The organism is Streptococcus sp. HMSC076C09, from assembly GCF_001837905.1.
GTDB classification, from domain to species: Bacteria; Bacillota; Bacilli; order Lactobacillales; family Streptococcaceae; genus Streptococcus; species Streptococcus parasanguinis_I.
Genome location: NZ_KV834642.1, coordinates 431 through 24,778, shown reverse-complemented (window position 1 = coordinate 24,778; position 24,348 = coordinate 431). Strand labels below are relative to the sequence as shown.

Here is a 24,348-nt window from a genome sequence, read left to right as displayed (position 1 = left end):
TACCTCTATTGTAACGAGAAACCCTCGTTTGTAAAGACAAACGAGGGGAATGTTTAAAATAGTAGACAAAGAGCTTGATCTAGGAGAATCAAGCTGATGATGAATGAAATGAAGCTTCTAGCCCTTCACTGCTTGAGAAATAAAACGAGCGATGGCGTCTGTCTCCCCTTGGTGGAGAGCCTTAACGATTTTGGACCCCACAATCACTCCATCTGAGACCTTGTTGAAACGGTGAACATCCTCCATGCTGGAAACTCCAAAACCTGTTAAAACAGGAATGGACGCTATTTCGTGTAATTGGGCCAAGTGATGGTCCAAGTCATCTCGATAGCTACCAGCTTTCCCCGTCACTCCATTGACAGCAACGGCATAGATAAATCCTTCTGCATCATGGATCAATTTCTTCTGGCGCTCGATTCCTGTGGTTAAGCTCACTAGCGGCACCAAAGCGATGTCTTTATCCACTAAGAGAGGCTCTACCAGATCTGCATGCTCATGAGGAAGATCCGGAATAATCACTCCCTTGACCGCTGTTCCTTCTACATCTCTAAAGAAGTTTTTAAGCCCATATTGGAACAAGGGATTGAAATAGGTCATGATGACCAAAGGAACACTTGTCTCCAGACGCTGGATCGTTTGTACCAGTTCCTCTGTCGTCGTCCCATGGGCTAAACTTCTTAGTCCCGCCTCTTCAATCACAGGGCCATCTGCCACCGGATCTGAAAAAGGAATGCCAACTTCAATGGCTGAGACACCAAGCTCCTCCAAAAATTGGATGGTTTCCTGCAAACCTTCCAAGCCTTTTTCATGATCTCCTGCCATGATATAAGGAACAAAGATCCCTTGCTGCTGGTCTTTCAGCTTTTGTAAATGCTCTGTTAAGGTCTTTCCCATCTTACTCTCCTCTCTCTTGTTCTAGGCGGTCTTTGACTTGTACCACATCTTTATCCCCACGACCTGATAAGCAAACGATCATAGATTTTTCAGGCCCCATTTCCTTGGCCAATTTCACCGCATAGGCGATAGCATGGCTCGATTCCAGGGCTGGAATGATTCCTTCTACTTTCGAAAGCAATTGAAAGGCTTCTAGGGCTTCTTTGTCTGTCACTGGCACATAGGTTGCCCGCTTGATGTCATGGAAATAAGAATGCTCTGGCCCAATTCCTGGATAATCGAGACCTGCTGAAATCGAGAAGGCTTCTAAAATCTGTCCATGGGCATCCTGTAAAACATCCATCAAGGCACCGTGAAGGACTCCCGGACGTCCCTTGGTCAAGGTTGCTGCATGCTGGTCTGTATCTACTCCAAGCCCAGCAGCTTCTGCCCCATACATGGCAACAGATGTATCTTCAACAAAAGGATAAAAGAGGCCAATGGCGTTCGATCCGCCTCCTACACAGGCTAAAACTGCATTTGGTAATGCACCATCATTTTGCTCTGCAAATTGGCGTTTGGCTTCTCGGCCAATGACACTTTGAAAATCACGGACAATTTCTGGGAATGGGTGAGGTCCTAGAGCAGAACCCATGATATAGTGGGTATCCTCCACATTTGCTACCCAGCCTCTAAGGGCAGCATTGACTGCATCCTTGAGGACACGCGACCCATCTGTTACCGATTGAACCTTTGCCCCCAACAACTCCATCCGAAAGACATTAAGGGCTTGGCGTCTGACATCTTCTTCCCCCATGTAGATGGTGCATTCCATATCAAATAAAGCAGCGGCCGTTGCCGTTGCAACACCGTGCTGTCCAGCCCCTGTTTCTGCGATGATCTTCTTTTTACCCATTCGGTGTGCCAGCAAAACCTGTCCTAGGGCATTATTAATTTTATGAGCTCCTGTGTGGTTGAGATCTTCTCTTTTAAGAAAGATCTTGGCTCCACCGACATACTTGGTTAGATTCTTAGCATAATAGAGCGGTGTTTCCCGACCGACATATTGTTTCAGAAGCTGATCCAATTCTGCTTGAAAAGAAGGATCTGCTTGACTTTCTCTGTAGGCTTCTTCTAATTCTAAAACTGCTGTCATCAAGGTTTCAGGGACAAATCGTCCCCCGAACCGCCCGTAAAATCCGTTTTGATCTGGTTGTTTATATGCCATGCTTGACCCTTTCTATAAATCGTTTTATCTTTTCTTGATCTTTTATTCCATTTGTCTCGACCCCACTGGATACATCCACCGCATAAGGATGAAAGAAGCGAATGGCATCTGCTACATTGTCTTCCGTCAAGCCTCCTGCAATAAAGAAGGGCTTTGTAAAGTTTTGACTTTCGAGCTTTTGCCAGTCAAAGGTCTGCCCACTTCCTGCTACAGGAGCATCAAAGAGCAGATAATCGGCACTGGTCTCAGGAAGAGCTGCATCTTTCCCCACTTGAACAGCGCGAATCGTTTGTTGGGGAAGGTCTTGCAAGATGGTTTCATCCATCGGCCCATGCACTTGTATCAGGTCCAAGCCCACAACTTGGCAAGCTTGCTCCACTTCTTCTCTTTGTGGCGATACAAAAACACCGACTTTTTGAACCCCCTCTGGAATCCCTGTAGCCAACTGCCGGGCTTGCTCCAGTGTTACTTGCCGTTTGCTTGGTGCAAAGACAAAACCAATGTAGTCCGCACCAGCTTCAACAGCTGTCTGGACAGCTTCTGGAGTGGACAGTCCGCAAATTTTAACCTTTGTCAATCTGCAACTCCTTTACTTTTTCAGCCACATTGTCTGCCTTCATGAGGGCTGTCCCAACGAGAATGCCATTAAAATAAGGAGCCAGCATGCGAGCGTCTGCTGCTGTGAAAATAGCAGACTCAGAGATGTAAACCGGTTCTTGTTCAAAGCTTGTCGCCAATTCAAGGCTAGTATGGAGGTCTGTCTCAAAGGTCACCAAGTTGCGATTATTGACCCCGATGATCTGAGCCCCAATCCGGTGAGCTACCTCTAGTTCTGTCAGATTATGGGTCTCCACCAAGACCTCCAGGCCAAGATGGGTCGCAAACTCATAGAGCTCTTTCAGACGAGTCTCTGATAAGGCTGCAACAATCAACAAGATCACGGTTGCCCCTGCATTTCGCGCCCGAATTATTTGCTTTTCATCCACAATGAAATCTTTGTTGAGGGTGGGGATACGCACCTGACTAGATATTTCGCGGAGATACTCGATACTGCCCTTGAAAAACACTTCATCAGTCAAGACAGAAATCATCACGGCCCCATTTTCTTCGTAAATCTTAGCCTGCGCGACGATATCCACATCGACATGAATATCTCCCAGACTCGGGCTAGCCTTTTTCACCTCTGCGATGATCTGAAGCTTTTCTGGATGACTCTTTAGGTAATCATACAGGCGGTAGGTCTCGCGCAAAGGTTGGAGTTTCTCTTCTTTCATCGCAGCCACTTCACGCGCCTTTTCCTTTAGAATCTTTGGCAAGAATTCTTGACTCATTTTTGATACTCCTGTAATAATCTCAATTTCTCAAGGGCAGCCCCACTGGCAATCACTTCACGTGCCAAGGCAATTCCCTCCTTGATAGAATCTACCTTGCCGTTGGCATAAAAACCAAGGCCTGCATTTAAGACCGTCACCTCTAAGAAGGGACTCGCTTCATTCTTCAAGACACTGAGCAAAATTTCCGCATTGCGTTTGGCGTCTCCACCTCGTACTTGATCAATTTCGATGCGCTCCATTTCGATATCTTCTGGTTGAAAGCTGGATAAGGTAACCTGTCCATTTTCCAGAATAGCGAGCTGGGTTGCCCCATCAAGGCCTGCCTCGTCTAAACCTTGTGGACCACTCACCACCACTGCGCGTTTCCGACCCAAATTCTTTAGAATCTCCGCCGTACTTTCCAGCATATCTGGACGACTGGTTCCCAATAGCTGGGTTTCTAGAGGAATCGGATTGATAAGAGGACCGGTTAAGTTCATCACCGTTGGAACCCCTAGCGCCAAGCGAGCGGGCATAATATAGCGCATGCCAGGGTGCAGATTTTTGGCGAACAGAAAGACAATGCCCGCCTTTTCAAACACTCGTCCCAAGTCTTCTGGACCCAAATCAAGGTTAATCCCTAGAGCTTCTAATACATCCGCAGAACCAGATTTAGAAGAAATCGAACGATTGCCGTGTTTCGCCATCTTGATGCCACCACCAGCAAGGACGAAGGCAGCTGTTGTTGAAATATTGAAACTATACGAACGATCGCCCCCTGTTCCACAATTGTCCATTGCTCCTTGAACTTCTGTAGGAATAGCGACTGCATAGGCCTGCATCACTTTTGCAATAGCCGTCCGCTCTTCAACCGTTTCTCCCTTCATTTTGAGACCTAGAAGAAGGGCCGTCACCTGTGCTTCTGAAGCACGACCAGCAACGACTTCCTCCATGGTTGCTTCTAACTCTGCACTAGTTAGATCCATTCCTTCCGCTACTTTTGCAAGCACTTGTTTCATCTTCCGCTCCTTGACTAGTTTGACAAAATTTTCGATGGTCTTGAGCCCATCTGGCGTCCCGATACTTTCTGGATGGTATTGAAAACCATAAATCGGTAAGCTACGGTGTTGAATTCCCATAATCGCTTGATCATCCGTCGTTCGAGAGGTAATGACAAAATCCTCTGGCATGTCTTCAATCGTCAGCGAATGGTAACGCATGACTGGGACCTCTTTTGCAACACCCGCGTATAGCGGAGAGGGAGCTTCTAGCTGGATCTGGCTTTGTTTGCCATGCATGACCTGTGGTGCCAATCCCAAGCGCCCTCCAAAAACTTCCGCAATCGCTTGATGCCCCAAGCAAATCCCCAAGATTGGTTTGATCCCTGCGAAATCTCGGATCATCTCCTCCATCTTGCCCGCATCCTTTGGCCAACCTGGACCTGGAGAAAAGACCAAGGCATCTGCTTCTTGGGCAACTTGGTACAAGTCCGGATCATCATTTCGAAGCACCTGGACCTCATCAAATTTTCCGATATACTGTGCTAAATTGTAGGTAAATGAATCGTAATTATCGACTAATAAAATCATCCTTCTTCTCCAATCCTTGTCATCGATTTTGCCTTATTGACGGTTTCTTGGTATTCATTTTCAGCGATCGAATCATAAACGATTCCTGCTCCAGCCTGCACATAAGCCTTCTTATTTTTGAGGATCATGGTTCGAATCGCAATAGCAAAATCGAGATCCCCCGTCACAGAGAGATAGCCAATAGCACCCGCATAGACGCCTCGTTTCTCTTTTTCAGCCTCATAGATTCGCTTCATGGCTCGAATCTTGGGAGCCCCCGAAACGGTCCCCGCTGGAAGAGTTGCCTTCAGAGCCTCAATGGAGGCTAGTCCAGGAAGCAATTGTCCCTTGACCACACTGGTCAGGTGCATGACATAACGGAAGAATTCCACTTCCATATATTTGGTCACTTCAACCGACCCATTTTGGGCGATACGCCCAATATCGTTTCGCCCTAGATCCACCAACATCCGGTGTTCTGCGACTTCTTTTGGATCCCCTGCCAAATCAGCTGCCAATTGCCGATCACTCTCTTCATCGATCCCTCTTGGACGCGTGCCCGCAATGGGATTAGTTGTCACCACTCGGTCCTTGACCGACACCAGACTTTCTGGACTAGCACCGATAATTTGGTACTCCCCAAAATCATAAAAGTAGAGATAATTCGAAGGGTTGGTCACGCGCAAATTGCGGTAATAATCTAGTGGTTTTCCTGAAAAGTCAGCTGAAAAACGTTGACTGAGCACGCATTGGAACATATCTCCTTTTCGAATATAGTCCCGCGCTAGGGCCACCATTTCCTCAAACTCTTTTTGCTCCAAATGATTGTGGAAATGAAGCGCATGCAGGTCCTTGTCCTGAAACTCTTCTTTTGCAGGTCTTGCCAATTGTGCTAATACTTGCTCCAAGCTCGACGCTTGCTCTGCTTCACTCCGTCCACTATAGAGGTTCTCTTCCACCACATAGACCTTTTCCTTTTTGTGATCAAAAATCACATAGCTTTCATATAAGAAAAAGTGAAGATCTGGTGTGCCGATCGTATCTTCAGGAATGGAACCAATGTTCTCATAGAAGCCAATCAAGTCATAGCCGACAAATCCAATCGCCCCACCGTTAAAAGGAAGTTCTTCTGAAGTTTTCGTTTTGACCGTGATGCGATTCAAAAAATCCAAAGGATCCTCTTCAACAATTTGATCATTGTAATAGAGAATGCCATTTTCAAACTTGACTTCACTGACTGGCCGATAGGCTACAATTGAAAAACGTGCATTCTCTTTTTCACGAGGGATCGACTCCAAGATCATTTTATGGGGCGCATCCAAACGCATATAAGCCAAAATTGGACTCAACACATCAGCAGATAAAACTTTTTTCATATCAGAAACCTCTCTTTTATTCTAAGGAATTCAGCCGCACCCTACTTCGCTTGCTAAGGCTATCAAGGATATCCCACGCTCTATTTGCGCTTTGGGATCAATGTGCCTAAGCGCGCTTCGCTTGCTAAGGCAAGCAAGGGTATCCCATCGCTCAATTCTCGCTTTGGGATCAATGTGCCTAAGCTCGCTTCGCTTGCTAAGGCACATAGAAAAGCCCTCACACAAAAACTGTGTGAGGGCGTAGTGTCCGCGGTACCACCTCTTTTATAGGGAAAAATAGCTGGTCTTTCCCTACATCTCTATCTCCTCTATCAAGGAGTTGCACGGTAAGGGGTGCCAACCGAATTCACATGGGTTAGAATTCATTAATCATAACAGTCCAATTTTCATCAGTCGCTATTGCTTGTTCACAATTCCCACAAGCTCCCTGAAAATAGCTGACTCATTACTTTTCTGTTGCTACCATTATAACCCTTTTTCTTAGAAAGTCAATAAAATTTTTAGTCTTTTTTTATACTTTTTTCTACACTTATTTAATAAAATCAGCTCAAAGAGCCCTAGCGGCCCGTCCTTTTTATCCCAACAATAGGATACTCAATAAAGCTAAAATTGCAGGACCACCTTGGGTCAAGATAATCTTTTTATTGGCTGTCATCGCACCGTAGGCCGCAGCTCCAATAATAAAAAGCACAAAAATTGTAACAACTTCACTATTTTTAGAGACAAACAATCCATACAAGAGGAACACCCCAATCAAGGCATTGTATATCCCTTGATTCTTAAATAAAGAAGTCACAGATGGGCGAGCGAGTTCTTCTTTATCCATGTTGAAAACCCGACTTGTGGTATCAGATGTGGTTCTGATGCTCTCCAAATAAAAAATATACAAATGCTCCAGTGCAGCAAGACTTGCTAAAATAATCGTCAGTAATGACATCGTAGATTCTCCTTTTTATTCAACTGTTATTTGTTCAATGCCAGATACTAATTTGTCCAGCAGGTAAGAAAATTGCTCTTGTTCTTGAGCAGTTAAAATCCGACTCATCTGTTCTTTCACCGCCACATGATGGCGAGGGGGATGTTTGACCAAACGATTATAGGCCGTATCCGTCAAATGAATTAAGATTTCCCGATGATTCTTTGGATTTCGACTCCGATGGACAAATCCTTCCTTTTCCAATATTTTGAAATGCCGGGTTAAAGCCGCTGGATCAATCTGCAAGCGCTCCTGAACCGCGATCTGATTGCAAGGTGCTTGTTCTAATAAATCCTGCAAAATTTGATAACGTGTTAAGCTAATCCCTAGGCACTTTTCAAAAAGTTGCGTAGTTGATTGATCCGCCAAGCGTAGTTGGTAGAGCAAATCATTTATTTCTGCCATATTCCTTCTCCGTATTATTTTTGATAAATCAATAATTGATAGGTCAATTATAAACTTTTTCTTCTATCCTAGCAAGGAAAAGAGCTTGTACTGTTTTTTCGCACAAAAAAAGCCGCCTGATTTGGCGACTCTTAGGGAGATTATTATGAAAAAGAAAAGTTTTAGGATTTTTCTAAACAAAGTTAGGAGGTCTTTGTTTATGCTTCTATTATAGCGGACATTTCTTAAAGAAAGCTTACGACTTTATTTCAAAATGAAAACAAATTCTTTACAGATTCTTTTCAGCGTTTAAAATACCTGGAATATCTAGTAAGGTGTTCATCTGATGATTGCCTTGATAGTCAGACGTCAAAAAATTGATACTCTGAATCTGGCTATTTCTTGCAAAGTCAATATCCAGGCTCCGATCCCCAATATAGTAGGTATTTTCTGGCTCCACCCCGTACTTCTCCATCAGATACCTGGCAGCTTCTGGGTCAGGCTTGCGAGCAAAACCACTTTGACTGGTCAAAATCTCTGTAAAAAAAGATTCCAAACCCAAGTCCCGCAGGATGACAAAGGCGTTCTCTCCCTTATGGGTATAGACAAACTGCTCAATTCCAGCTTCTTGTGCCCAGGATAGGACATCACGCGCCCCATCCATCAGAAGGACCTGGGCATTTTTCTCTGCTAGACTTTCTGCTCGACGCTGATTTAAGTCCGTCACATCCAGATGATACTCTTCCGCCACGGCTACTAAAAGATCTTGAACCGAATGCTTCAAGATGTAGTCTTTAATGCTGGCTCGGTCAAATGGAAGCTGATAAGTTGCATAGGTCTCCTCAAGACCTGCCAGAATAGCATCATAGGAATCTAGCAAGGTCCCATCCAAATCCCAAATAAAGGCTTGTTTTGTCATTTTTTCTTCTCTCCTACTTTTCGTCTATATAGCTGACTCAAAAATAGCCAACGAAAGCCATTGTCGAGCAGTGTCCCCGTCCAGACCCCTGGAAGGCCAAAGCCAAGGGTTACTCCAAGCAGATAACCGGCTCCAATTCGAATGACCCACATACCAATCGTCGTTGCATAAAATGGAAGTTTCCCATTTCCCAAGCCTTGCCAAACAGCTGTATAGATGACCGTTCCTGCTGTAAACGGCGTTCCCAACAAAGAAAAGAGGACAACCGATAGACTAGCTTCTACCGCTTTTGTATCTTGTGTGTAGAGATGGGTCAGAAGGGTGCCCCCAAAAAAGATACTCAGAGCAATGGGCAACATCAACACAAAGGACAAGCAGTAAGACTGCTTTCGAAGGCGGTCAATCTGCTCAAGATCCCCTTCGCCTAGGCTCCGTGCTACGAGCATGACCGTCGCTGTGGCCACTCCAAACACAGGCATGTAGTTGAACTGGGTCAGGGTCTCTCCGATGGCATTTCCTGCGACTGCCTCGGTCCCAAAAGCAACCACGATCGCAATGATCACCACATCTCCAGCCCGCATCATCAGCCGCTCTCCGGCAGCTGGAAGTGCTAAGTTCAAGAGCTTACGATCCAATCCCCAACGAAGGGGGGCAAAGGGTAGCCGGACCTTTTGCCACAAGAGGACAACCCCAACCAGACGGGCCAGCACAGTCCCCAAGGCTGCTCCGACAATTCCCCAACCAAAAAGGAAAATGGCCACAGAGGAGAATAGAGCATTCAAAACATTGGTCAACAGGCTCACATACATAGGAAGACGTGGATTGTTGGCCACCCGAACCAAGGAGCCCAAGGTCGTCATCAAGCCTAAGAGAACTATGGTCCCGCCGACCAAGGAAAGGTAAATCCCCCCGCTTTCGGCTACTGCAGCTTCAGTCCCCAACAGCGAAATCATCTGGCGTCCAAATAACAGCGAAGCCCCTCCTAAGAGAGCACTCAACAACAAGGTCACCTTCAGTGACTCTGTCGCATGGTAGGCAATGTTGGCTTGATTTTTTTCACCCAAGCTTTTGGACATAACACTGGCAACTGCCGCACCCAGTGCCAAAAAGATGGCTTGATAGATGGTGATGATGTTTCCTGCGACGGAAACACCTGAAATGGCAATCAAGCCCAGGTGAGCCACTAAATAAGAGTCCACCATACCCATCAGCATTTGTAAGAAATTTTCACCCATGGCAGGGAGGGCAATGTTTAAGATTTTTTTGTATGAATTCATGAGTATATAAAAGAGCCAAACGGCTCTTTTGATCTTTCTAATAGGGAGAATTACAGTCCCAAGTAGTCTTCTACTGCTGCTTGCATGTCTTTAGCAGCTACGCTTGTACGATGGCGAACCGGCGCAGTTTCAAGTCCATCTACGGCCGGTGGCACAGGAACACCTGAGAGGGTGTGTAATTTGGCCAAGGCTTCGAAATCGCCTAGACCTGTCTCGCCTGTCACCGCTTCTACTGCTACAACTGGGAATTTATAAGGACTTGCTGTAGAGGCAATGACTGTTTTAGCAGCATCTCCTGTTTGAGTCCGGTATTTTTGATAAACGGCTGATGCTACAGCTGTATGAGGGTCTTCGATGTAATCAGACGCTTCATAGACCCGCTTGATCTCTGCAGCAGTTTCTGCTTCATCTGCGTATGCAGCCGCAAACAAATCTAAGATATCTGCATCAAAGTCGGACAATTGGTATTGACCTGTTGCAACGAGGCTTTCCATCAACTCTTTGGTCTTTGTGGCATCATTGCCTACCAAGTGGAAGATCAAGCGTTCCAAGTTTGAAGAGACCAAGATATCCATCGATGGACTAGTGGTTACTTTGAAGCTGCGTTTCTTATCATAGACACGTGTTGTAAAGAAGTCTGTCAAGACATTGTTCTCGTTTGAGGCACAGATCAATTTTCCAACTGGAAGACCGATTTGTTTGGCATAGAAAGCTGCCAAGATATTTCCAAAGTTCCCTGTTGGAACGGTGAAGTTGACTTTTTCTCCCGCTGTGATTTGACCTGTCTTCACCAATTGCGCGTAGGCGTATACGTAATAAACAATTTGGGGCACCAAACGGCCGATATTCATGGAGTTGGCTGATGAGAATTGCATCTTGTTGGCTGCCAATTTTTCACGTAGTTCAACATCGTTGAACATATGTTTGACATTGGTTTGGGCATCGTCAAAGTTTCCATCGATCGCGATGACATGGGTATTGTCCCCAGTTTGAGTCGTCATTTGCAATTCTTGCACCTTGCTGACACCATCTTTTGGATAAAAGACAATGATCTCTGTTCCTGGAACATCAGCAAAACCTGCCATCGCAGCTTTTCCTGTATCTCCAGAAGTCGCCGTCAAGATGACAATTTTATTTTCCAGACCGTGCTTTTTAGCTGCTGTTGTCATAAAGTAAGGCAAGATCGACAAAGCCATATCTTTAAAGGCAATGGTGGAACCGTGGAAGAGCTCCAAGTTGTATTGCCCATCGAGTTTGACAAGAGGAGCAATAGCTGGGGTATCAAACTTGCTGTCATAAGCATGAGAAATACAGTAGTCCAACTCTTCTGCTGTAAAGTCGTCCAAAAAGGCTGACAAAACAAGCTTGGCCACTTCTTGGTAAGAAGCGTCTTTGAGGGTATCAAAATCCAGCTCTACTTGAGGATAAGAGACTGGAGTAAACAAACCGCCATCTGTCGCCAATCCTTGAAGGATGGCTTGACTAGCTGTTACAGTATTTTTTTCATCTCGTGTTGATTGATAAACTAATGTCATGACTGTTTCATTCCTTTACTAGTAGTCTTCTCATTATATCATAAATGTCAGAAAATTTAACGGCTTTTCGCCAAATCTTGGCAAAGGTCGGCAAACAGAAGCTAGATAAAAGAGAGCAGGCGCAACGACTTTGCTCCTACTCCCATGCGAATCTGTTTTTCAGGTGTCTGCAAGACTTGATCAAGCCAATCCCAACTCTGCTAAAACAGATGGGAAGTCTTTCTTCAAGGTTTCAAGAGCTACCGTTACTTCTTGACGAGTTTGGTTATTTTTCACAGTAACTTGACCGCTCTCAACTTCACTACTTCCTAAGGTAATCAAGGCTTTGGCCGCAAAGACATCTGCTGACTTAAATTGTGCCTTGAGCTTGCGTCCAAGGTAATCACGTTCTGCCTTGAAACCTTGGATTCGAAGGGCCTGAACCAAGCTAAGCGCTGCTTCATTGACCTCATCTCCTAGGACAGCGATATAGGCATCTAGGCCTGTTTCGATCGGTAATTCAATGCCTTTCTTTTCAAGAACGAGAAGGATCCGTTCCACACCGATACCAAATCCAAAACCAGCTGTCGCAGGGCCACCGAAGTATTCAACCAAACCATCATAGCGACCACCCGCACAAACTGTCAATTCATTGCCTTCAATTTCTGTAATGAACTCAAAAATCGTGTGGTTGTAGTAATCCAAGCCACGCACCATATTGGTATCGATGACATAGGCTACCCCCAAATCTTCCAACATCCGACGAACCGCATCAAAATGCGCTTGGCTTTCTTCATCAAGATAGTCTAGGATGGAAGGAGCCTGTTCAACCGCCGCCTTGTCTTCTTTTTCTTTTGAATCCAAGACACGAAGCGGATTTTCTTCTAAGCGACGTTGGCTGTCCTTAGACAATTGATCCTTCATTGGCAAGAGGTAATCAATCAAGGCTTGACGATAAGCCTGACGACTAGCAGGACTTCCCAAGGTGTTCAAGTGCAAGGTCACATTGTCAATCCCTAGTTCTTTCAGGAATTGCGCTGCCATGGCAATGGTTTCGACATCCGTTGCAGGATTGCTCGATCCAAAGCATTCTACCCCAATTTGGTGGAATTGACGCAAACGACCTGCTTGAGGACGTTCGTAGCGGAACATTGGGCCTATGTAATAGAACTTACTTGGTTTTTGTACCTCAGGCGCAAAGAGTTTATTTTCTACATACGAGCGGACAACAGGAGCTGTTCCTTCTGGACGAAGCGTGATATGACGGTCTCCCTTGTCATAGAAATCATACATTTCTTTGGTAACGATATCCGTCGTATCCCCTACTGAACGGCTGATGACTTCATAATGTTCGAAGATCGGTGTGCGGATTTCATCATAATTGTATCGCGCAAAGACCTTGCGTGCAAAGCCTTCTACATATTGCCATTTCGCTGAATCGCCAGGAAGGATATCCTGGGTCCCTTTTGGTTTTTGTAATTTCATAGCCTTCATCCTTTGTCTTACTTTTGCCTCTATTTTACCACAAATTCGAAGAGAAATGGAGACTGGACCGAATTTCCTTCGTTCGACACGTTCAAATCCTCTTTCTCTTCTTGCCTTATCAGCCGAATTATGAGAAAATGGAAGCCATACTACACTGAAAGGATCTTGCGATGAGAGAGGATATCAAAATCAATGACCGCGCCCTGGCACTAGAGAAGCCGTTAATCGAAAAATTGGAGCTTGTATTTGATACCGATGTTGAGTTAGATGTCTATAACCTAGGACTGATCTACGAGATCCATCTAGATGAAGCCGGCACTTGCAAGGTGGTTATGACCTTTACCGATACGGCTTGTAGCTGTGCTGAGAGCCTTCCGATCGAGATCGTCGCTCGCCTAAAAGAAATCGAGGGGATCGAAGATGTCAAGGTTGAAGTGACTTGGTCACCCGCTTGGAAAATTACACGAATCAGCCGATACGGGCGCATCGCCCTTGGCCTTCCACCACGATAATAAACATTACCTTTTTAAAAATGAAGTCAACTAATGAAGGAAGGCCTCTTTGGAAGTCCAATCCATCATAAAAAAACGAGGAACAAACTCTGCCATCAGAGTTTGTTCCTCGTTTTTTATAATGATTGAATCCATTCAAACTTTTTCACTACCAGAATGGACTAAGCCTCGTCAGCTTTTGGTTCTGGAAGGATTTGATACAACACAATTCCAAGAATTGTTGACGTTGCCACACCCGTGATTTGAAGACCACCGAGGTCAATCATCAAACCACCGATCCCTGATACCAAGATCACACTTGCAATCAAGAGATTCTTTTTATTATCAAAATCAATCTTATGTTCAACTAAAATTTTCAAACCACTAGCAGCGATAACCCCAAAGAGGGCAATAGACAAACCTCCCAATACAGGAGTTGGAATAGAGTGCAAGAGTGCTGATAGCTTCCCAATAAAGCTCATGACAACCGCAATCACTGCTGCGCCTGAAATAACGTAAACTGAGTAGACCTTACTAAGGGCCATAACCCCAATGTTTTCCCCATAAGAAGTTACTGGAGGAGCTCCAAAGAATCCAGCAATAATCTGTGCCAAGCCATCACCAGTAAGCGTATGGTCAAGCCCTGGATCCTTGAAGTAATCACGCTCAGTCAAACTATTTAAAACCATGAGGTGGCCAAAATGTTCCGTCATGGTCACAAAGGCAATCGGAGCCATGGTCAAAATCGCACTTGGATAGAGCTTAAAACTATAATCCACAAATGGAATGTCAAAGTTTGGAACTTGAATCCAATGCGCCGCACTTACCTCTGAGAAATTGACAAAACTATGTCCTGTCAGCAAACCAAGAGCCAATGAGAAAATATAGCCCACAATTAATCCAAGTAAAATTGGGACGACACCGACAATCTTCTTGCCATACATGTTAAAGAGGATAACCGCAAAGAGGGTCACCATCGAAATCAATAGAGCATAGCCGCTGTAGCTATTATTTAAGGTTGTCGCATCAGTGACGGCATTCTTCGCAAGACTCAAACCAATTACCATGATAATGGGACCAACCACGATTGGTGGAAGGACCTTATTAATCCAATCTTTACCCGCATGCTTAACAATCAGAGCTACAAACAAGTAGACCAAACCACCCGCCATGGCACCCTGGGCAACTGCCGCGATCCCATCTGACTTCATCAGCATTTGCATCGCTGCAATATAAGCAAAACTAGACCCCATGTAAGCAGGGATCTTATACTTGGTCACGGTCAAGTGAGCCAAGGTCCCCAAACCAGATGAGAACAAAGCAATGGCAGGATCAATCCCAACCAAAATCGGCACCAGCACTGTCGCCCCAAACATGGCAAACAAATGCTGGAAAGATAAACCAACCAATAAACCAGGTTTTGGCATATCATTCACATCATATTTAACGTCATTCACGATCGTAAAAACCTCCTAAAATTAAGATGCGACAAGCTATGGCTGAACAAAAACGTCTACCTTCGATGACCAAATCATAAGGATGCACTCCCTACTTCCATCATCGACGATTTCTTTTTTATCAAACCACTTTTCAACTATACAAAAAAATCCCCCACAACAAGGAGATACACAAAATATAGGCTGGTCTTCCCAGGCCTTTCATTTCCATAGCTCCTTGCCTGCCTCTCTGGACAGTATTAAAGGATTGATTCGATTAGTCACAATTATAGCAAATTATAGACGGATTTACAAGAAAAATGACAGATGATACACTCAAATCCCCAAAAAAGTAATATTCATACGATTCAGCGACAGGGTTAAAATTAGCGACTTTGAGCCAAAAAAGAGGCTGGGACAAAAATCCTAGCCTCTCAATTTTCTTTGGATTGTCGAGCAAGACGCAGTGGTTGAGTGGGCTCTACTACGCTGATTTCATCAGCTTTTACAGCCCTACTCAACTGTGCGGAGGTGGGACAAAGTCGTCCTTGTAATTACTGTTTACCAGACTGTTCCATATTCCAGAAGTCGGTTACAGCACCACGTGATGCTGAAGAAACGATGTGGGCGTATTTACCCAGAACCCCACGGCTATACAGTGGTGGCAAGGTTGTTTCAGCTTTCCGTTTCGCCAACTCTTCGTCTGAGACGTGCATGGTGATTTCTTTGGTATCTTGGTCAACTGTTACCAGATCCCCTGTGTGGAGGTAGGCGATTGGACCGCCGACCTGAGCTTCAGGCGCGATGTGTCCAACAACGAGACCATACGTACCACCAGAGAAGCGTCCGTCTGTCAAGAGGGCCACCTTGTCTCCTTGGCCTTTACCAACGATCATGGATGACAAGGACAGCATTTCCGGCATACCAGGACCACCCTTAGGACCCACGAAACGAACAACAACAACGTCGCCATCCACAATTTCATCCGAAAGAACCGCTTCAATGGCAGCTTCTTCTGAGTCAAAGACCTTAGCAGGACCAGTGATGTTACGAACTTTCACACCTGATACTTTGGCAACCGCCCCTTCTGGAGCCAAGTTCCCTTTCAAGATGATCAATGGACCATCCGCACGTTTTGGATTTTCAAGTGGCATGATGACTTTTTGACCTGGTGTCAAATCAGCAAAGGCTTCCAAGTTCTCAGCTACTGTTTTACCAGTACATGTGATGCGATCCCCATGAAGGAAACCATTCTTAAGAAGATATTTCATGACGGCTGGCACACCACCGACATTGTAAAGATCTTGGAAGACGTATTGACCAGAAGGTTTCAAGTCTGCCAAGTGAGGCACACGCTCTTGGAAATCATTGAAGTCTTCAAGTGTCAAATCAACGTTGGCCGCATGAGCGATCGCGAGCAAGTGAAGGGTCGCATTGGTGGAGCCACCCAGCGCCATAGTCACTGTAATCGCATCTTCAAAGGCTTCACGAGTTAAGATGTCAGATGGTTTCAGTCCCATTTCCAACATCTTGACAACAGCACGACCTGCTTCTTCGATATCGGCCTTTTTATCAGCTGATTCAGCAGGGTGAGAAGAGGAACCTGGTAAGCTCATCCCAAGGACCTCGATCGCTGTCGCCATGGTATTGGCCGTATACATCCCACCACAGCCACCAGGGCCAGGGCAGGCATTACACTCTAATTGCTTCACTTCTTCAGCGGTCATATCACCGTGATTCCATTTCCCGATACCTTCGAAAACAGAAACCAAGTCGATATTTTTTCCATCGAGATTCCCTGGAGCAATGGTCCCACCGTAGGCAAAGATCGCTGGGATATCCATATTGGCAATGGCAATCATGGAACCAGGCATGTTCTTATCACAGCCCCCGATGGCTACAAAAGCATCCACGTTGTGACCGCCCATAGCAGCTTCGATAGAATCCGCAATGATATCACGTGACGTCAAAGAGAAGCGCATTCCTGGTGTCCCCATAGCGATCCCATCCGCAACCGTAATGGTTCCGAATTGAACCGGCCAAGCTCCTGCATCTTTCACACCTTCTTTGGCCAGTTTTCCAAAATCGTGAAGGTGGATGTTACAAGGGGTATTTTCCGCCCATGTCGAAATCACTCCGACAATCGGTTTCTCAAAGCTTTCATCGGTCATTCCCGTCGCGCGAAGCATGGCACGGTTGGGAGATTTTACCATGCTATCGTAGACACTACTACGATGGCGTTTGTCTAATTCTGTCATGTCATTCCTCTCGTTCCATTTTTTACCATTATAGCATAAAAGAAGGCCCAAAGACAGATCCAAACTTTGAGATCAACTAGGGAGAAGAAACTTTTCCCAAAAATTTCATTTTTTTTGTCAAGTAACTTTACTTTACAAAAAAGTTTTGTTATACTGTTACAGTTGATGAAAATCAAACCTAATTGAATTTATATCTTAAAAGGAGAAAAACGAAATGGCAGTACCTGCACGTCGCACATCAAAAGCGAAGAAAAACAAACGTCGTACGCACTACAAAGTAACAGCTCCATCTGTAAACTTTGACGAAGCAACTGGAGATTACTCACGTTCACACCGTGTATCACTTAAAGGATACTACAAAGGACGTAAGATCGCTAAAGCTGCATCAGCTGAATAATAGAAGGGAGATACCATGCGCGTAAATATTACACTTGAACACAAAGAATCTGGTGAACGCTTGTACCTTACTTCTAAAAACAAACGTAACACTCCAGACCGTCTTCAATTGAAGAAATACTCACCAAAACTTCGCAAACACGTTGTGTTTACAGAAGTTAAATAATAGAGTTTAAAAAGCCTTTGAAATCAATGTTTCAAAGGCTTTTTTCTTTTATTCATTTCACGACTTACTTTTTCACCAAGCATAATTTTTCTCACCACACGTAGCCATTGCTGCTAACAGCTCCTCTGGTGTCAGTTTCTTCAAGCCTCCATAGGTTGGATCCTGTACATGTGTATCGGGGTCTAGATAATAGATTGCTGCGATGTCCTTGCTATCTGCTGTTAATTCATAGCCTACTCCAATCACATTATGTTCCCCACGTTTTCCAGGATAGATTTGAGCTACATTAAAGGTGTAATAGAGAGGATAGCCATCATCAATATCTTTGCGCACGCGTTCTTTAAAGAGGCGGACATCTTCAGAACCTGGACGAGCGTCTGTTACAGTAGCTAGTCGATAACCTGCTTGGTTTCCACTTGGTTCTGGATAGCCAAATAGATTCTGATTCAAGACGCGAATCGCATCTCGATTATGAGTCCCATAGGGATTATAAGTCCCCATTTCCTTAGCTAATTGATGTTGAGAGACGCTAACCCCTCGACTAGCCAGCATCATATGGACTGTCGCCGGAGCACAGAAATACCATTCTTCTTGAAGTTTTAGAGGAATAGGCAATAGTTTTCGGATCACTTGATTCTCTTTGCTAGATGATTCTTGCTTGAGCGATTGAGAAGGTTGCGTGTTCTCTGGCATTGAAACTTGTTCCTGTTTTGAAGATGGCAAAGTTTGCTGAGTTCCAACTTCTGCGCCGTCTTCCTTGATTTTTAATCGCTCTGCTACTTCTGCTGGCATTGGAGGATTAGGTTCTGTACGCTCCTTTGTTTTTACACTAACTGTTGTTGATGAAGCAGATGTGACCTTACGAGAGCTGGAAGGACTTGTTTGGCTTTCTTTTTGTGTCTCTGTACAGCCAGATAAACCAAGCAAAGCTAGAAATACAAGAAATAAATGAACTTTTCTCATGATTTTTCTCCTTTCTACCATTCCTGATAGCGCATTACGGAGTATTCATTTCGATAGATTTCACCTTTTGGAATCTCACTATCCTTCTTTTTGAATTGAATCCATAGAATCCCTTTATCCGATAGTAAAATGGGGCCATGATCATATAAATAATGAATCCGATGCTTTAAATCCCACAAATAATATTGAGATTTAACACGCTCCTCACTTCTTCTTTCTCCCATATATGTGAGATAAATATTGCGATATATGGAGGTTTCTGCCTGTGAAGTAGAAAATATCTTTTTATGGTTTTTATTTTCGAAGGTAAGCGAAGCATCTTTATTATTTGCAACCAAGTAAAGGAGATTGTGCCCGTTCGTCAATAAATCGACATAATAGCGTTGATCATCCTTTGTTTGATCTATAACTTTTTTCTGCCCATCATTTAAGGAGTAGGCTACAATTTTTGTAGTTAAAGCTGTATTATCAATTTGTACATAATACAAGTGATCTTTAAAGACAGTCGGAAAACCGCTATTTTCTGATTCAATCGTCTGATGAGTCCCTGTTTCAAGGTCAAATTCTTCAATTTGATATAGGCTATCGCCTACTTCATAATTTATAAAGAGTTTCTGGTTGGATCGAGCTACTTGAGTAACTGGAACCGTTCCAATAGGTCTCCTATCGATCAGTGTCGTTAAAGATTTGTCTTTTATCTTCCAAAGATAGTAAATCCCTGTCTGATTGAGTTGATCATACTCTTCAAAAACAACAATATCATGATCTACATAGCTAACAGCTACATGAGTCAGATTAGATGTCTTTTCAACATCTTTTATCTTTTGAAATTCCTTGGTATGTAAATTTATACTGGCAAGATAATTCTGATCTTCGTGTCCTTGGTCAACAGCCTCGCCATAAGCAATCCCATCATTTGACAGCGCGGTAGGTGTAAAGATTTTCCCATCTGGATAAGGGATAGAAATAGAATTTTTTAATAAATCTTCTGCCTTTCTTTCCTCGAATCCTATTTTCCTAGACACATTGGTACTACCGGAAGGAGATTTTTTTTGTGGTCCTACAAGAGTGCAGGCTGATAAGAGAATGATAATACCAAGGATGATAAAAGTTAAAAATTTTTGTTTGACAAGATCTTTTTTCTTCATCAGCCTATACCTCCTGACTTAAGCATTACTTCATTACCTATTTATCTACAATAAAAAGATAACGAACGATTTTAAAATTGAAATCTATTTTTTTCTTTCTAGAATAATAATACACAAAATAAAAAAGCAAATGTCAAATTGTCTCTTATATACACATTGTATAACTAGATAAATGAACTCAAAATATTTTCCCCAGTATTTAGTGGTTCAAACTATGCTATCAAAGTCTTCTGAACGGAAATCTCTTTATTTGATAATTGAAAATAATTGTATTTCATATTAAAAACACCTCAAATATTAGATGAACTCTAACATTTGAGGTGCAATTCAAAATTATTATTTGTTAAATTAAATGATCATTTTTTCAAATATTGCTTAACTAGCTGATCTAACGGGATAATGTGTAGGTTGCCATCCCTTACCCAATAACCATTGAGCATGGATACAACAATATGTCGATTATATCTTCAAACCGTTTTATGACTAAATCCATTTAGAAACTCATTCCTTGAAAAAGCGATTCACATCTGACTGACATGCTTCCAACAGTGTTTTTTCATCCGTTAATTCGAGTAGCTGCAATCCTTCATCGACCAACTTTTTATCCGTTAAACAAATTCCAAGTGTAACTTTAGCATTTCCTAGAAAATCATATCGCTTACTTTTTTTTGCCGTATCTAACAATAGATAACTAATCCTCGTACATTTCTCCATCAAACCATTCCACAGAAAAATACTAGCTAAATTTGAGAGTAATTTATACTTGGTGGGAAGAATTTCTGTATAATCAGAGTAATCATTGAGCCTATCTATCACTTCATCACAGATAGAAATCACTGTTTCTAGTGGAAGTGTAAATAAAATAACGACAATTAATTTGAGGTCACTATGATACCAGACATCCTGATTTTTGATTTCGTTCCAAGCTTCCGTGGCCATCATTCTTGCCTTCTCATTTGGACCAGATTCTCGTAAACAAAGAATGACCTCTACTCTCTTTAGTATATTTGACACAGGAATATCATTAGGATGTTTTTTTAAATAAGCTACACTCTTATTCTTCAGTTCCAATAATTTATCATTTGATTGGTAGGCATTGTTATCTTCTGCCAATAAGATAATTTCTTCTCTATCGGAATGGTGGTAAGAATGGCATATATATCGAAATTCTTCGAAATCTAGGCCAACTTGCTTTAGAAGATGCTCCATCAACTCAAAACTAGGCACTACTTGGTTCGATTCAATACGCGACAAGTGCGCTCTTGAAGTGTAATCCTGGCAAACTTCCTCTTGACTAATATGTTTTGACTTCCGTATTTTTTTATAGATCGTACCGTAATCCCAACGCATAACAACTTCACCTCTAATTATGTGTATAAATGTTACATTTTTACACTTCGTTATGTGTTTAGTATATCATATATATAGAAAAAGGAGGTACAGATATGCAAAAGAAAATCACTATTTATTTTTTGTATTAATGCTTTCACAATCCAAATAACTGGGGTGCATTTTCAAATTATTACCATGATTACAAATATCACTGGTCAAGCGTAACTCGTGCAAGAGATAGTAAATCATCATATGCTTACGCTCCTTCTCATCAGACCTCAAGAGCTTTTATAAATAGAAATTTTGGTGAAACAGTATATTTTAATTACGGATTTTAAAAAAATTCATAGCTCATAGAAAAGATTATATTACAATTCATGAAAATTTTAGAAAGTGAGTAAAGTATGAAGCGCTTCTTTGTCATCCTTTCAAATATCTTTATAACAAGTTTTCTACTTTGGATTTGTTTTTCAACCTCATATGTGGTTATTCACAATAGTTTTCCAGCTATTGCTATTCTTTCCCAGAACAAAGAGGTATCAAAAGATCAGGTAAAATACAGTTTAGATCAATTAGCAAATGAAACAGACAGTGTGATTGGTGAACAAATTGAAACAATAGACGATAAAGGTAAGGTTCATTTTTCCTATGCAATATTTGGATCTGGCCATATCCCAAATGGCCTTGTTAAAGCTAGTGAAGAAGATTTTTACAATAGTGGCTTATTGTCCAATTATTATATTTTATCTGGAAATCTCACTCTAGATAGATTAAATCATGAACTTCAATCATTGGGTTTCACACAAACATTTGTTTCATATCCAAATATTTTTCTTAGCTTATTTACGTATATGGGAAATGGTAGTCAATTACTCGTTTTGGTCATTTTTCTACTAACTTTTATAGCCTTAATGATTATTCAAAAAACCAAGGAAATGCGAACAGTTGGGATTCGATATATTTCTGGATTGCACCTAACTCAGATTTTTGGAAACTCAATTATTAGTGATTGTGGAGATTTACTTTTAGGGATAATTACAGGGGTTTTTCTTGGAATCTGTGGTGTAAGTCTATTCCATATCACACCATTTTCTATTCCAGTTATTTTTTCAGCTAGCATAACTTATAATTTGTTACTTTTGTTCCTTTCTATACTCTTTAGCTTTCTTTATGTTTTAAGTATTAAAGCGGTACATTTGGTTTCTTTACTCAAAGGAAAGTTACCTTTGAAACCGATTATGGGTATTCTTTACTTGGGGCAATTGGTTGCTTTTCTTTTAATAGTACTTACCATTCATAGAACAAGTATCTATTCAACTATTTGGCAATTGCATCAGGCTGGAGATACAGCATGGTCAAATCAAAAAGATTGGGTATTGCTTTCAACAAATAGGGAGTTTGGGGCAGAGGCTAGAAATCAGGATAGTAGAAAAATGTTGGAAGAACAATGGAAAAACTTCATAGAAACTGGCATTCAGAATGGAGGAATGCTTGTTCAGCATCCATTAGCATCATTCGATCTAAAAGGTCTGTCTTCACATCCCTTAATGGGAAAAATGTCGATAAATGACTACAATCCGTATGCTAATAGCTTATATGTGACTCCTAATTATCTAGATGTTCAGAATGTAGAATTAAATGAAGAAGATAAGAAGAGCATTAATAGCCTTGGAGAAGGAGAATTTGGACTACTATTGCCTGAAAAATTAAAAGATCAAGAAGATAAATTGCGTCAAATTTATGAAGATTTCCTAGCGATTCGAAACGATAAGGGAAATAAAATTCAACAGGCTATGAAAGCTCGTGTTTTCTATATTTCAAACAATAAGAAGCGTTTCGTATATAATTCTACACCAATCTCATATCAACAATTTCTAAGTGATCCTATACTTATTGTCCTTAAACCAAGCTCTTTTGGAAAAAATCGAAATGATTTCTTCACTTATCCATCTGATTATCTGTATTTTAAAGGTTTGGATGCCACTAAAAAACTAGTTGAACAAGGTGGAATAAAGAAATATATCAGTCAGTATGATCTTGCCTATTATGTTTATCGTGGTATGAGTCACAACATTCAAGTTGAAATATTGACAATCATTGCTGGTGGTTTTCTCGGTATTGCTACCTCAATTCTACTCTTTAATACAATGACAATCCTCTACTTTGAAGAATTTCGTAAAACTATTCTTATTAAGAAAATATCAGGATTAAATTTTTTTGAGTTACACCAGAAATTTTTTATCTGGCAAATAGTTATCTTCATTTTGGGAGGGGCTATTGGTCTTTTGCTAACAAATAAACTTTGGGTAGTCTTTCTAACCTCTTGCGTCTTTGGTTTGAATTCTATTTTAATACTAATGCATCGTTCTCGTAAGGAAGATAGGATGGCTAGTATTATATTGAAAGGAGCATAGAAATGATTAAGATCCATCAACTAACAAAAACCTTTGGGAACCGGACGGTATTTAGTGATTTGAACTTAAATTTTGATGCAGGTAAAGTCTATGCTCTTATCGGAAATAGTGGTTGTGGCAAAACAACCTTACTAAATATGGTAGCCAAGCTAGAACCTTATGATCAGGGAAGTATTCAATATAAAGGAAAAGATTTACGAAAGATTAAACCAACAAACTATTTCAGAAATGAACTCGGTTATCTCTTCCAGAATTTTGGACTTATCGATAATAAAACTGTTTCAGAAAATTTAGATTTGGGATTAATTGGTCATAAATTAGACAAACAAAAAAAGAGAGAGACCAAAGAAGAAGTATTAGATAGAGTAGGACTATCTTATATTCAACTAGATCAAAAAGTATATGAGCTTTCTGGAGGAGAAGCACAACGTGTAGCCTTGGCAAAAATCATTTTAAAAGATCCTCCTCTAATTTTGGCAGATGAATTAACTGCCGCTCTTGATCCTGAGACCTCACAGGAGATTATGGACTTACTCCTAACATTAAAAAATAAGGAACGTCTGATCATTATTGCAACACATAATCCAACCATTTGGAAACAAGCTGATCAAGTGGTAAGCCTAAAAACTAGTCAATGAAGAATAGGGTAATAGCACAGATTTTCATTACGTTACATATTCATTTCCTGACAAAACATCCCGAAGGTTAAGTGCACCCAAATAGTTAGATTAATAATTTATCCAAAGGATTTAGTTCTGTATTGCACAGGACTGAGTCCTTTTCTACTATTTGTATAAAAGTGTATACATTTTTAATCTATAGTCGTAGAGA

The 24,348-nt window shown here is 42.1% G+C and carries 22 protein-coding genes and 2 pseudogenes; 6 read left to right on the top strand and 18 right to left on the bottom strand.

Features of this window, described 5'->3' with window-relative positions; genetic code table 11:
• Nucleotides 1-117: 117 nt before the first annotated feature.
• The 13 genes and pseudogenes from trpA to hisS form a co-directional block, all read right to left on the bottom strand.
• On the bottom strand, nucleotides 118-894 hold the full coding sequence (gene trpA / locus HMPREF2704_RS05425; RefSeq protein WP_070845926.1) for a tryptophan synthase subunit alpha: 777 nt from the start codon (nucleotides 892-894) through the stop codon (nucleotides 118-120).
• A 1-nt stretch (nucleotide 895) separates the two neighbouring features.
• Nucleotides 896-2,101 carry a tryptophan synthase subunit beta gene (gene trpB / locus HMPREF2704_RS05420; RefSeq protein ID WP_070845924.1) on the bottom strand — a complete coding sequence of 402 codons (1,206 nt, stop codon included), beginning with the start codon at nucleotides 2,099-2,101 and terminating at the stop codon, nucleotides 896-898.
• On the bottom strand, nucleotides 2,091-2,678 hold the full coding sequence (locus HMPREF2704_RS05415) for a phosphoribosylanthranilate isomerase (RefSeq protein ID WP_070845922.1): 588 nt from the start codon (nucleotides 2,676-2,678) through the stop codon (nucleotides 2,091-2,093). The genes trpB and HMPREF2704_RS05415 overlap by 11 nt, the downstream gene beginning before the upstream one ends.
• A complete protein-coding gene (trpC, locus tag HMPREF2704_RS05410; protein WP_070845920.1) occupies nucleotides 2,665-3,432 on the bottom strand; it encodes an indole-3-glycerol phosphate synthase TrpC in 768 nt (255 codons plus the stop codon). The genes HMPREF2704_RS05415 and trpC overlap by 14 nt, the downstream gene beginning before the upstream one ends.
• Complete coding sequence (gene trpD, locus HMPREF2704_RS11525) at nucleotides 3,429-4,433, bottom strand: anthranilate phosphoribosyltransferase (RefSeq protein WP_070845934.1); 1,005 nt, start codon at nucleotides 4,431-4,433, stop codon at nucleotides 3,429-3,431. The genes trpC and trpD overlap by 4 nt, the downstream gene beginning before the upstream one ends.
• Before the next feature lie 9 nt (nucleotides 4,434-4,442).
• Nucleotides 4,443-5,003 (bottom strand): annotated as a pseudogene (locus tag HMPREF2704_RS11520) (aminodeoxychorismate/anthranilate synthase component II); the annotation flags it as partial.
• Nucleotides 5,000-6,358, bottom strand: a complete 1,359-nt coding sequence (trpE, locus tag HMPREF2704_RS05400) for an anthranilate synthase component I (RefSeq protein ID WP_049475263.1) — start codon at nucleotides 6,356-6,358, stop codon at nucleotides 5,000-5,002. The gene trpE and the pseudogene HMPREF2704_RS11520, both read right to left, overlap by 4 nt.
• A 574-nt stretch (nucleotides 6,359-6,932) precedes the next feature.
• Nucleotides 6,933-7,295, bottom strand: coding sequence for a DUF1304 domain-containing protein (locus HMPREF2704_RS05395; protein ID WP_003009544.1), 363 nt, complete (start codon nucleotides 7,293-7,295; stop codon nucleotides 6,933-6,935).
• Between the two features lie 15 nt (nucleotides 7,296-7,310).
• Nucleotides 7,311-7,739 (bottom strand): MarR family winged helix-turn-helix transcriptional regulator, encoded by a 429-nt coding sequence (locus HMPREF2704_RS05390; protein WP_070845918.1) that lies wholly within the window; start codon nucleotides 7,737-7,739, stop codon nucleotides 7,311-7,313.
• Between the two features lie 268 nt (nucleotides 7,740-8,007).
• Nucleotides 8,008-8,637 carry an HAD-IA family hydrolase gene (locus HMPREF2704_RS05385; RefSeq protein WP_070845916.1) on the bottom strand — a complete coding sequence of 210 codons (630 nt, stop codon included), beginning with the start codon at nucleotides 8,635-8,637 and terminating at the stop codon, nucleotides 8,008-8,010.
• Complete coding sequence (locus tag HMPREF2704_RS05380; RefSeq protein ID WP_070464639.1) at nucleotides 8,634-9,914, bottom strand: MATE family efflux transporter; 1,281 nt, start codon at nucleotides 9,912-9,914, stop codon at nucleotides 8,634-8,636. The genes HMPREF2704_RS05385 and HMPREF2704_RS05380 overlap by 4 nt, the downstream gene beginning before the upstream one ends.
• A gap of 50 nt (nucleotides 9,915-9,964) precedes the next feature.
• On the bottom strand, nucleotides 9,965-11,449 hold the full coding sequence (thrC, locus tag HMPREF2704_RS05375) for a threonine synthase (protein WP_070464636.1): 1,485 nt from the start codon (nucleotides 11,447-11,449) through the stop codon (nucleotides 9,965-9,967).
• A gap of 180 nt (nucleotides 11,450-11,629) precedes the next feature.
• Entirely contained in the window at nucleotides 11,630-12,913 is a 1,284-nt protein-coding gene (gene hisS, locus HMPREF2704_RS05370) for a histidine--tRNA ligase (RefSeq protein ID WP_070464633.1), read from the bottom strand.
• Nucleotides 12,914-13,083: 170 nt separating this feature from the next.
• On the opposite strand from hisS, the gene HMPREF2704_RS05365 reads away from it, so the two are divergent.
• Nucleotides 13,084-13,425 carry a metal-sulfur cluster assembly factor gene (locus tag HMPREF2704_RS05365; protein ID WP_003010891.1) on the top strand — a complete coding sequence of 114 codons (342 nt, stop codon included), beginning with the start codon at nucleotides 13,084-13,086 and terminating at the stop codon, nucleotides 13,423-13,425.
• Nucleotides 13,426-13,586: 161 nt separating this feature from the next.
• On the opposite strand, the gene HMPREF2704_RS05360 is transcribed toward HMPREF2704_RS05365, so the two are convergent.
• Together HMPREF2704_RS05360 and ilvD are read right to left on the bottom strand one after the other, a co-directional pair.
• Entirely contained in the window at nucleotides 13,587-14,861 is a 1,275-nt protein-coding gene (locus tag HMPREF2704_RS05360) for a uracil-xanthine permease family protein (protein WP_003011521.1), read from the bottom strand.
• Nucleotides 14,862-15,394: 533 nt separating this feature from the next.
• On the bottom strand, nucleotides 15,395-17,098 hold the full coding sequence (gene ilvD / locus HMPREF2704_RS05355) for a dihydroxy-acid dehydratase (RefSeq protein ID WP_070845914.1): 1,704 nt from the start codon (nucleotides 17,096-17,098) through the stop codon (nucleotides 15,395-15,397).
• A gap of 214 nt (nucleotides 17,099-17,312) precedes the next feature.
• Between ilvD and rpmF the strand changes: the two genes are divergently transcribed.
• Together rpmF and rpmG are read left to right on the top strand one after the other, a co-directional pair.
• Nucleotides 17,313-17,495, top strand: coding sequence for a 50S ribosomal protein L32 (gene rpmF, locus HMPREF2704_RS05350; RefSeq protein ID WP_003009516.1), 183 nt, complete (start codon nucleotides 17,313-17,315; stop codon nucleotides 17,493-17,495).
• A gap of 15 nt (nucleotides 17,496-17,510) precedes the next feature.
• Nucleotides 17,511-17,660 carry a 50S ribosomal protein L33 gene (rpmG, locus tag HMPREF2704_RS05345; RefSeq protein ID WP_001265622.1) on the top strand — a complete coding sequence of 50 codons (150 nt, stop codon included), beginning with the start codon at nucleotides 17,511-17,513 and terminating at the stop codon, nucleotides 17,658-17,660.
• Between the two features lie 72 nt (nucleotides 17,661-17,732).
• Here rpmG and HMPREF2704_RS05340 read toward each other — a convergent pair whose 3' ends face one another.
• The 3 genes from HMPREF2704_RS05340 to HMPREF2704_RS05330 form a co-directional block, all read right to left on the bottom strand.
• Nucleotides 17,733-18,623, bottom strand: coding sequence for a C39 family peptidase (locus HMPREF2704_RS05340; protein WP_070464630.1), 891 nt, complete (start codon nucleotides 18,621-18,623; stop codon nucleotides 17,733-17,735).
• A 14-nt stretch (nucleotides 18,624-18,637) separates the two neighbouring features.
• Nucleotides 18,638-19,771: a hypothetical protein gene (locus HMPREF2704_RS05335; RefSeq protein ID WP_070464629.1), complete on the bottom strand. Its 1,134-nt coding sequence runs from the start codon at nucleotides 19,769-19,771 to the stop codon at nucleotides 18,638-18,640.
• 501 nt (nucleotides 19,772-20,272) lie between these two features.
• Complete coding sequence (locus HMPREF2704_RS05330) at nucleotides 20,273-21,121, bottom strand: helix-turn-helix domain-containing protein (protein ID WP_070464624.1); 849 nt, start codon at nucleotides 21,119-21,121, stop codon at nucleotides 20,273-20,275.
• Nucleotides 21,122-21,291: 170 nt separating this feature from the next.
• Here HMPREF2704_RS05330 and HMPREF2704_RS10815 point away from each other — a divergent pair.
• The 3 genes and pseudogenes from HMPREF2704_RS10815 to HMPREF2704_RS05320 all read left to right on the top strand — a co-directional run.
• Nucleotides 21,292-21,441 (top strand): annotated as a pseudogene (locus tag HMPREF2704_RS10815) (lactococcin 972 family bacteriocin); the annotation flags it as partial.
• A 66-nt stretch (nucleotides 21,442-21,507) separates the two neighbouring features.
• On the top strand, nucleotides 21,508-23,517 hold the full coding sequence (locus HMPREF2704_RS05325) for a DUF1430 domain-containing protein (protein WP_070464620.1): 2,010 nt from the start codon (nucleotides 21,508-21,510) through the stop codon (nucleotides 23,515-23,517).
• Between the two features lie 2 nt (nucleotides 23,518-23,519).
• The gene (locus HMPREF2704_RS05320; RefSeq protein ID WP_061591032.1) at nucleotides 23,520-24,155 is read left to right on the top strand and encodes an ABC transporter ATP-binding protein; all 636 of its coding nucleotides are present in this window, start codon (nucleotides 23,520-23,522) and stop codon (nucleotides 24,153-24,155) included.
• The last annotated feature ends 193 nt before the right edge of the window (nucleotides 24,156-24,348 follow it).

Bases quoted from the DNA above. Each gene is read 5' to 3' on its own strand.
- trpA (WP_070845926.1), bottom strand. From the start codon at position 894: ATGGGAAAGACCTTAACAGAGCATTTACAAAAGCTGAAAGACCAGCAG.
- trpB (WP_070845924.1), bottom strand. From the start codon at position 2,101: ATGGCATATAAACAACCAGATCAAAACGGATTTTACGGGCGGTTCGGG.
- trpC (WP_070845920.1), bottom strand. From the start codon at position 3,432: ATGAGTCAAGAATTCTTGCCAAAGATTCTAAAGGAAAAGGCGCGTGAA.
- trpD (WP_070845934.1), bottom strand. From the start codon at position 4,433: ATGAAACAAGTGCTTGCAAAAGTAGCGGAAGGAATGGATCTAACTAGT.
- trpE (WP_049475263.1), bottom strand. From the start codon at position 6,358: ATGAAAAAAGTTTTATCTGCTGATGTGTTGAGTCCAATTTTGGCTTAT.
- HMPREF2704_RS05395 (WP_003009544.1), bottom strand. From the start codon at position 7,295: ATGTCATTACTGACGATTATTTTAGCAAGTCTTGCTGCACTGGAGCAT.
- HMPREF2704_RS05390 (WP_070845918.1), bottom strand. From the start codon at position 7,739: ATGGCAGAAATAAATGATTTGCTCTACCAACTACGCTTGGCGGATCAA.
- HMPREF2704_RS05385 (WP_070845916.1), bottom strand. From the start codon at position 8,637: ATGACAAAACAAGCCTTTATTTGGGATTTGGATGGGACCTTGCTAGAT.
- HMPREF2704_RS05380 (WP_070464639.1), bottom strand. From the start codon at position 9,914: ATGAATTCATACAAAAAAATCTTAAACATTGCCCTCCCTGCCATGGGT.
- thrC (WP_070464636.1), bottom strand. From the start codon at position 11,449: ATGACATTAGTTTATCAATCAACACGAGATGAAAAAAATACTGTAACA.
- hisS (WP_070464633.1), bottom strand. From the start codon at position 12,913: ATGAAATTACAAAAACCAAAAGGGACCCAGGATATCCTTCCTGGCGAT.
- HMPREF2704_RS05365 (WP_003010891.1), top strand. From the start codon at position 13,084: ATGAGAGAGGATATCAAAATCAATGACCGCGCCCTGGCACTAGAGAAG.
- ilvD (WP_070845914.1), bottom strand. From the start codon at position 17,098: ATGACAGAATTAGACAAACGCCATCGTAGTAGTGTCTACGATAGCATG.
- rpmF (WP_003009516.1), top strand. From the start codon at position 17,313: ATGGCAGTACCTGCACGTCGCACATCAAAAGCGAAGAAAAACAAACGT.
- rpmG (WP_001265622.1), top strand. From the start codon at position 17,511: ATGCGCGTAAATATTACACTTGAACACAAAGAATCTGGTGAACGCTTG.
- HMPREF2704_RS05340 (WP_070464630.1), bottom strand. From the start codon at position 18,623: ATGAGAAAAGTTCATTTATTTCTTGTATTTCTAGCTTTGCTTGGTTTA.
- HMPREF2704_RS05335 (WP_070464629.1), bottom strand. From the start codon at position 19,771: ATGAAGAAAAAAGATCTTGTCAAACAAAAATTTTTAACTTTTATCATC.
- HMPREF2704_RS05330 (WP_070464624.1), bottom strand. From the start codon at position 21,121: ATGCGTTGGGATTACGGTACGATCTATAAAAAAATACGGAAGTCAAAA.
- HMPREF2704_RS05325 (WP_070464620.1), top strand. From the start codon at position 21,508: ATGAAGCGCTTCTTTGTCATCCTTTCAAATATCTTTATAACAAGTTTT.
- HMPREF2704_RS05320 (WP_061591032.1), top strand. From the start codon at position 23,520: ATGATTAAGATCCATCAACTAACAAAAACCTTTGGGAACCGGACGGTA.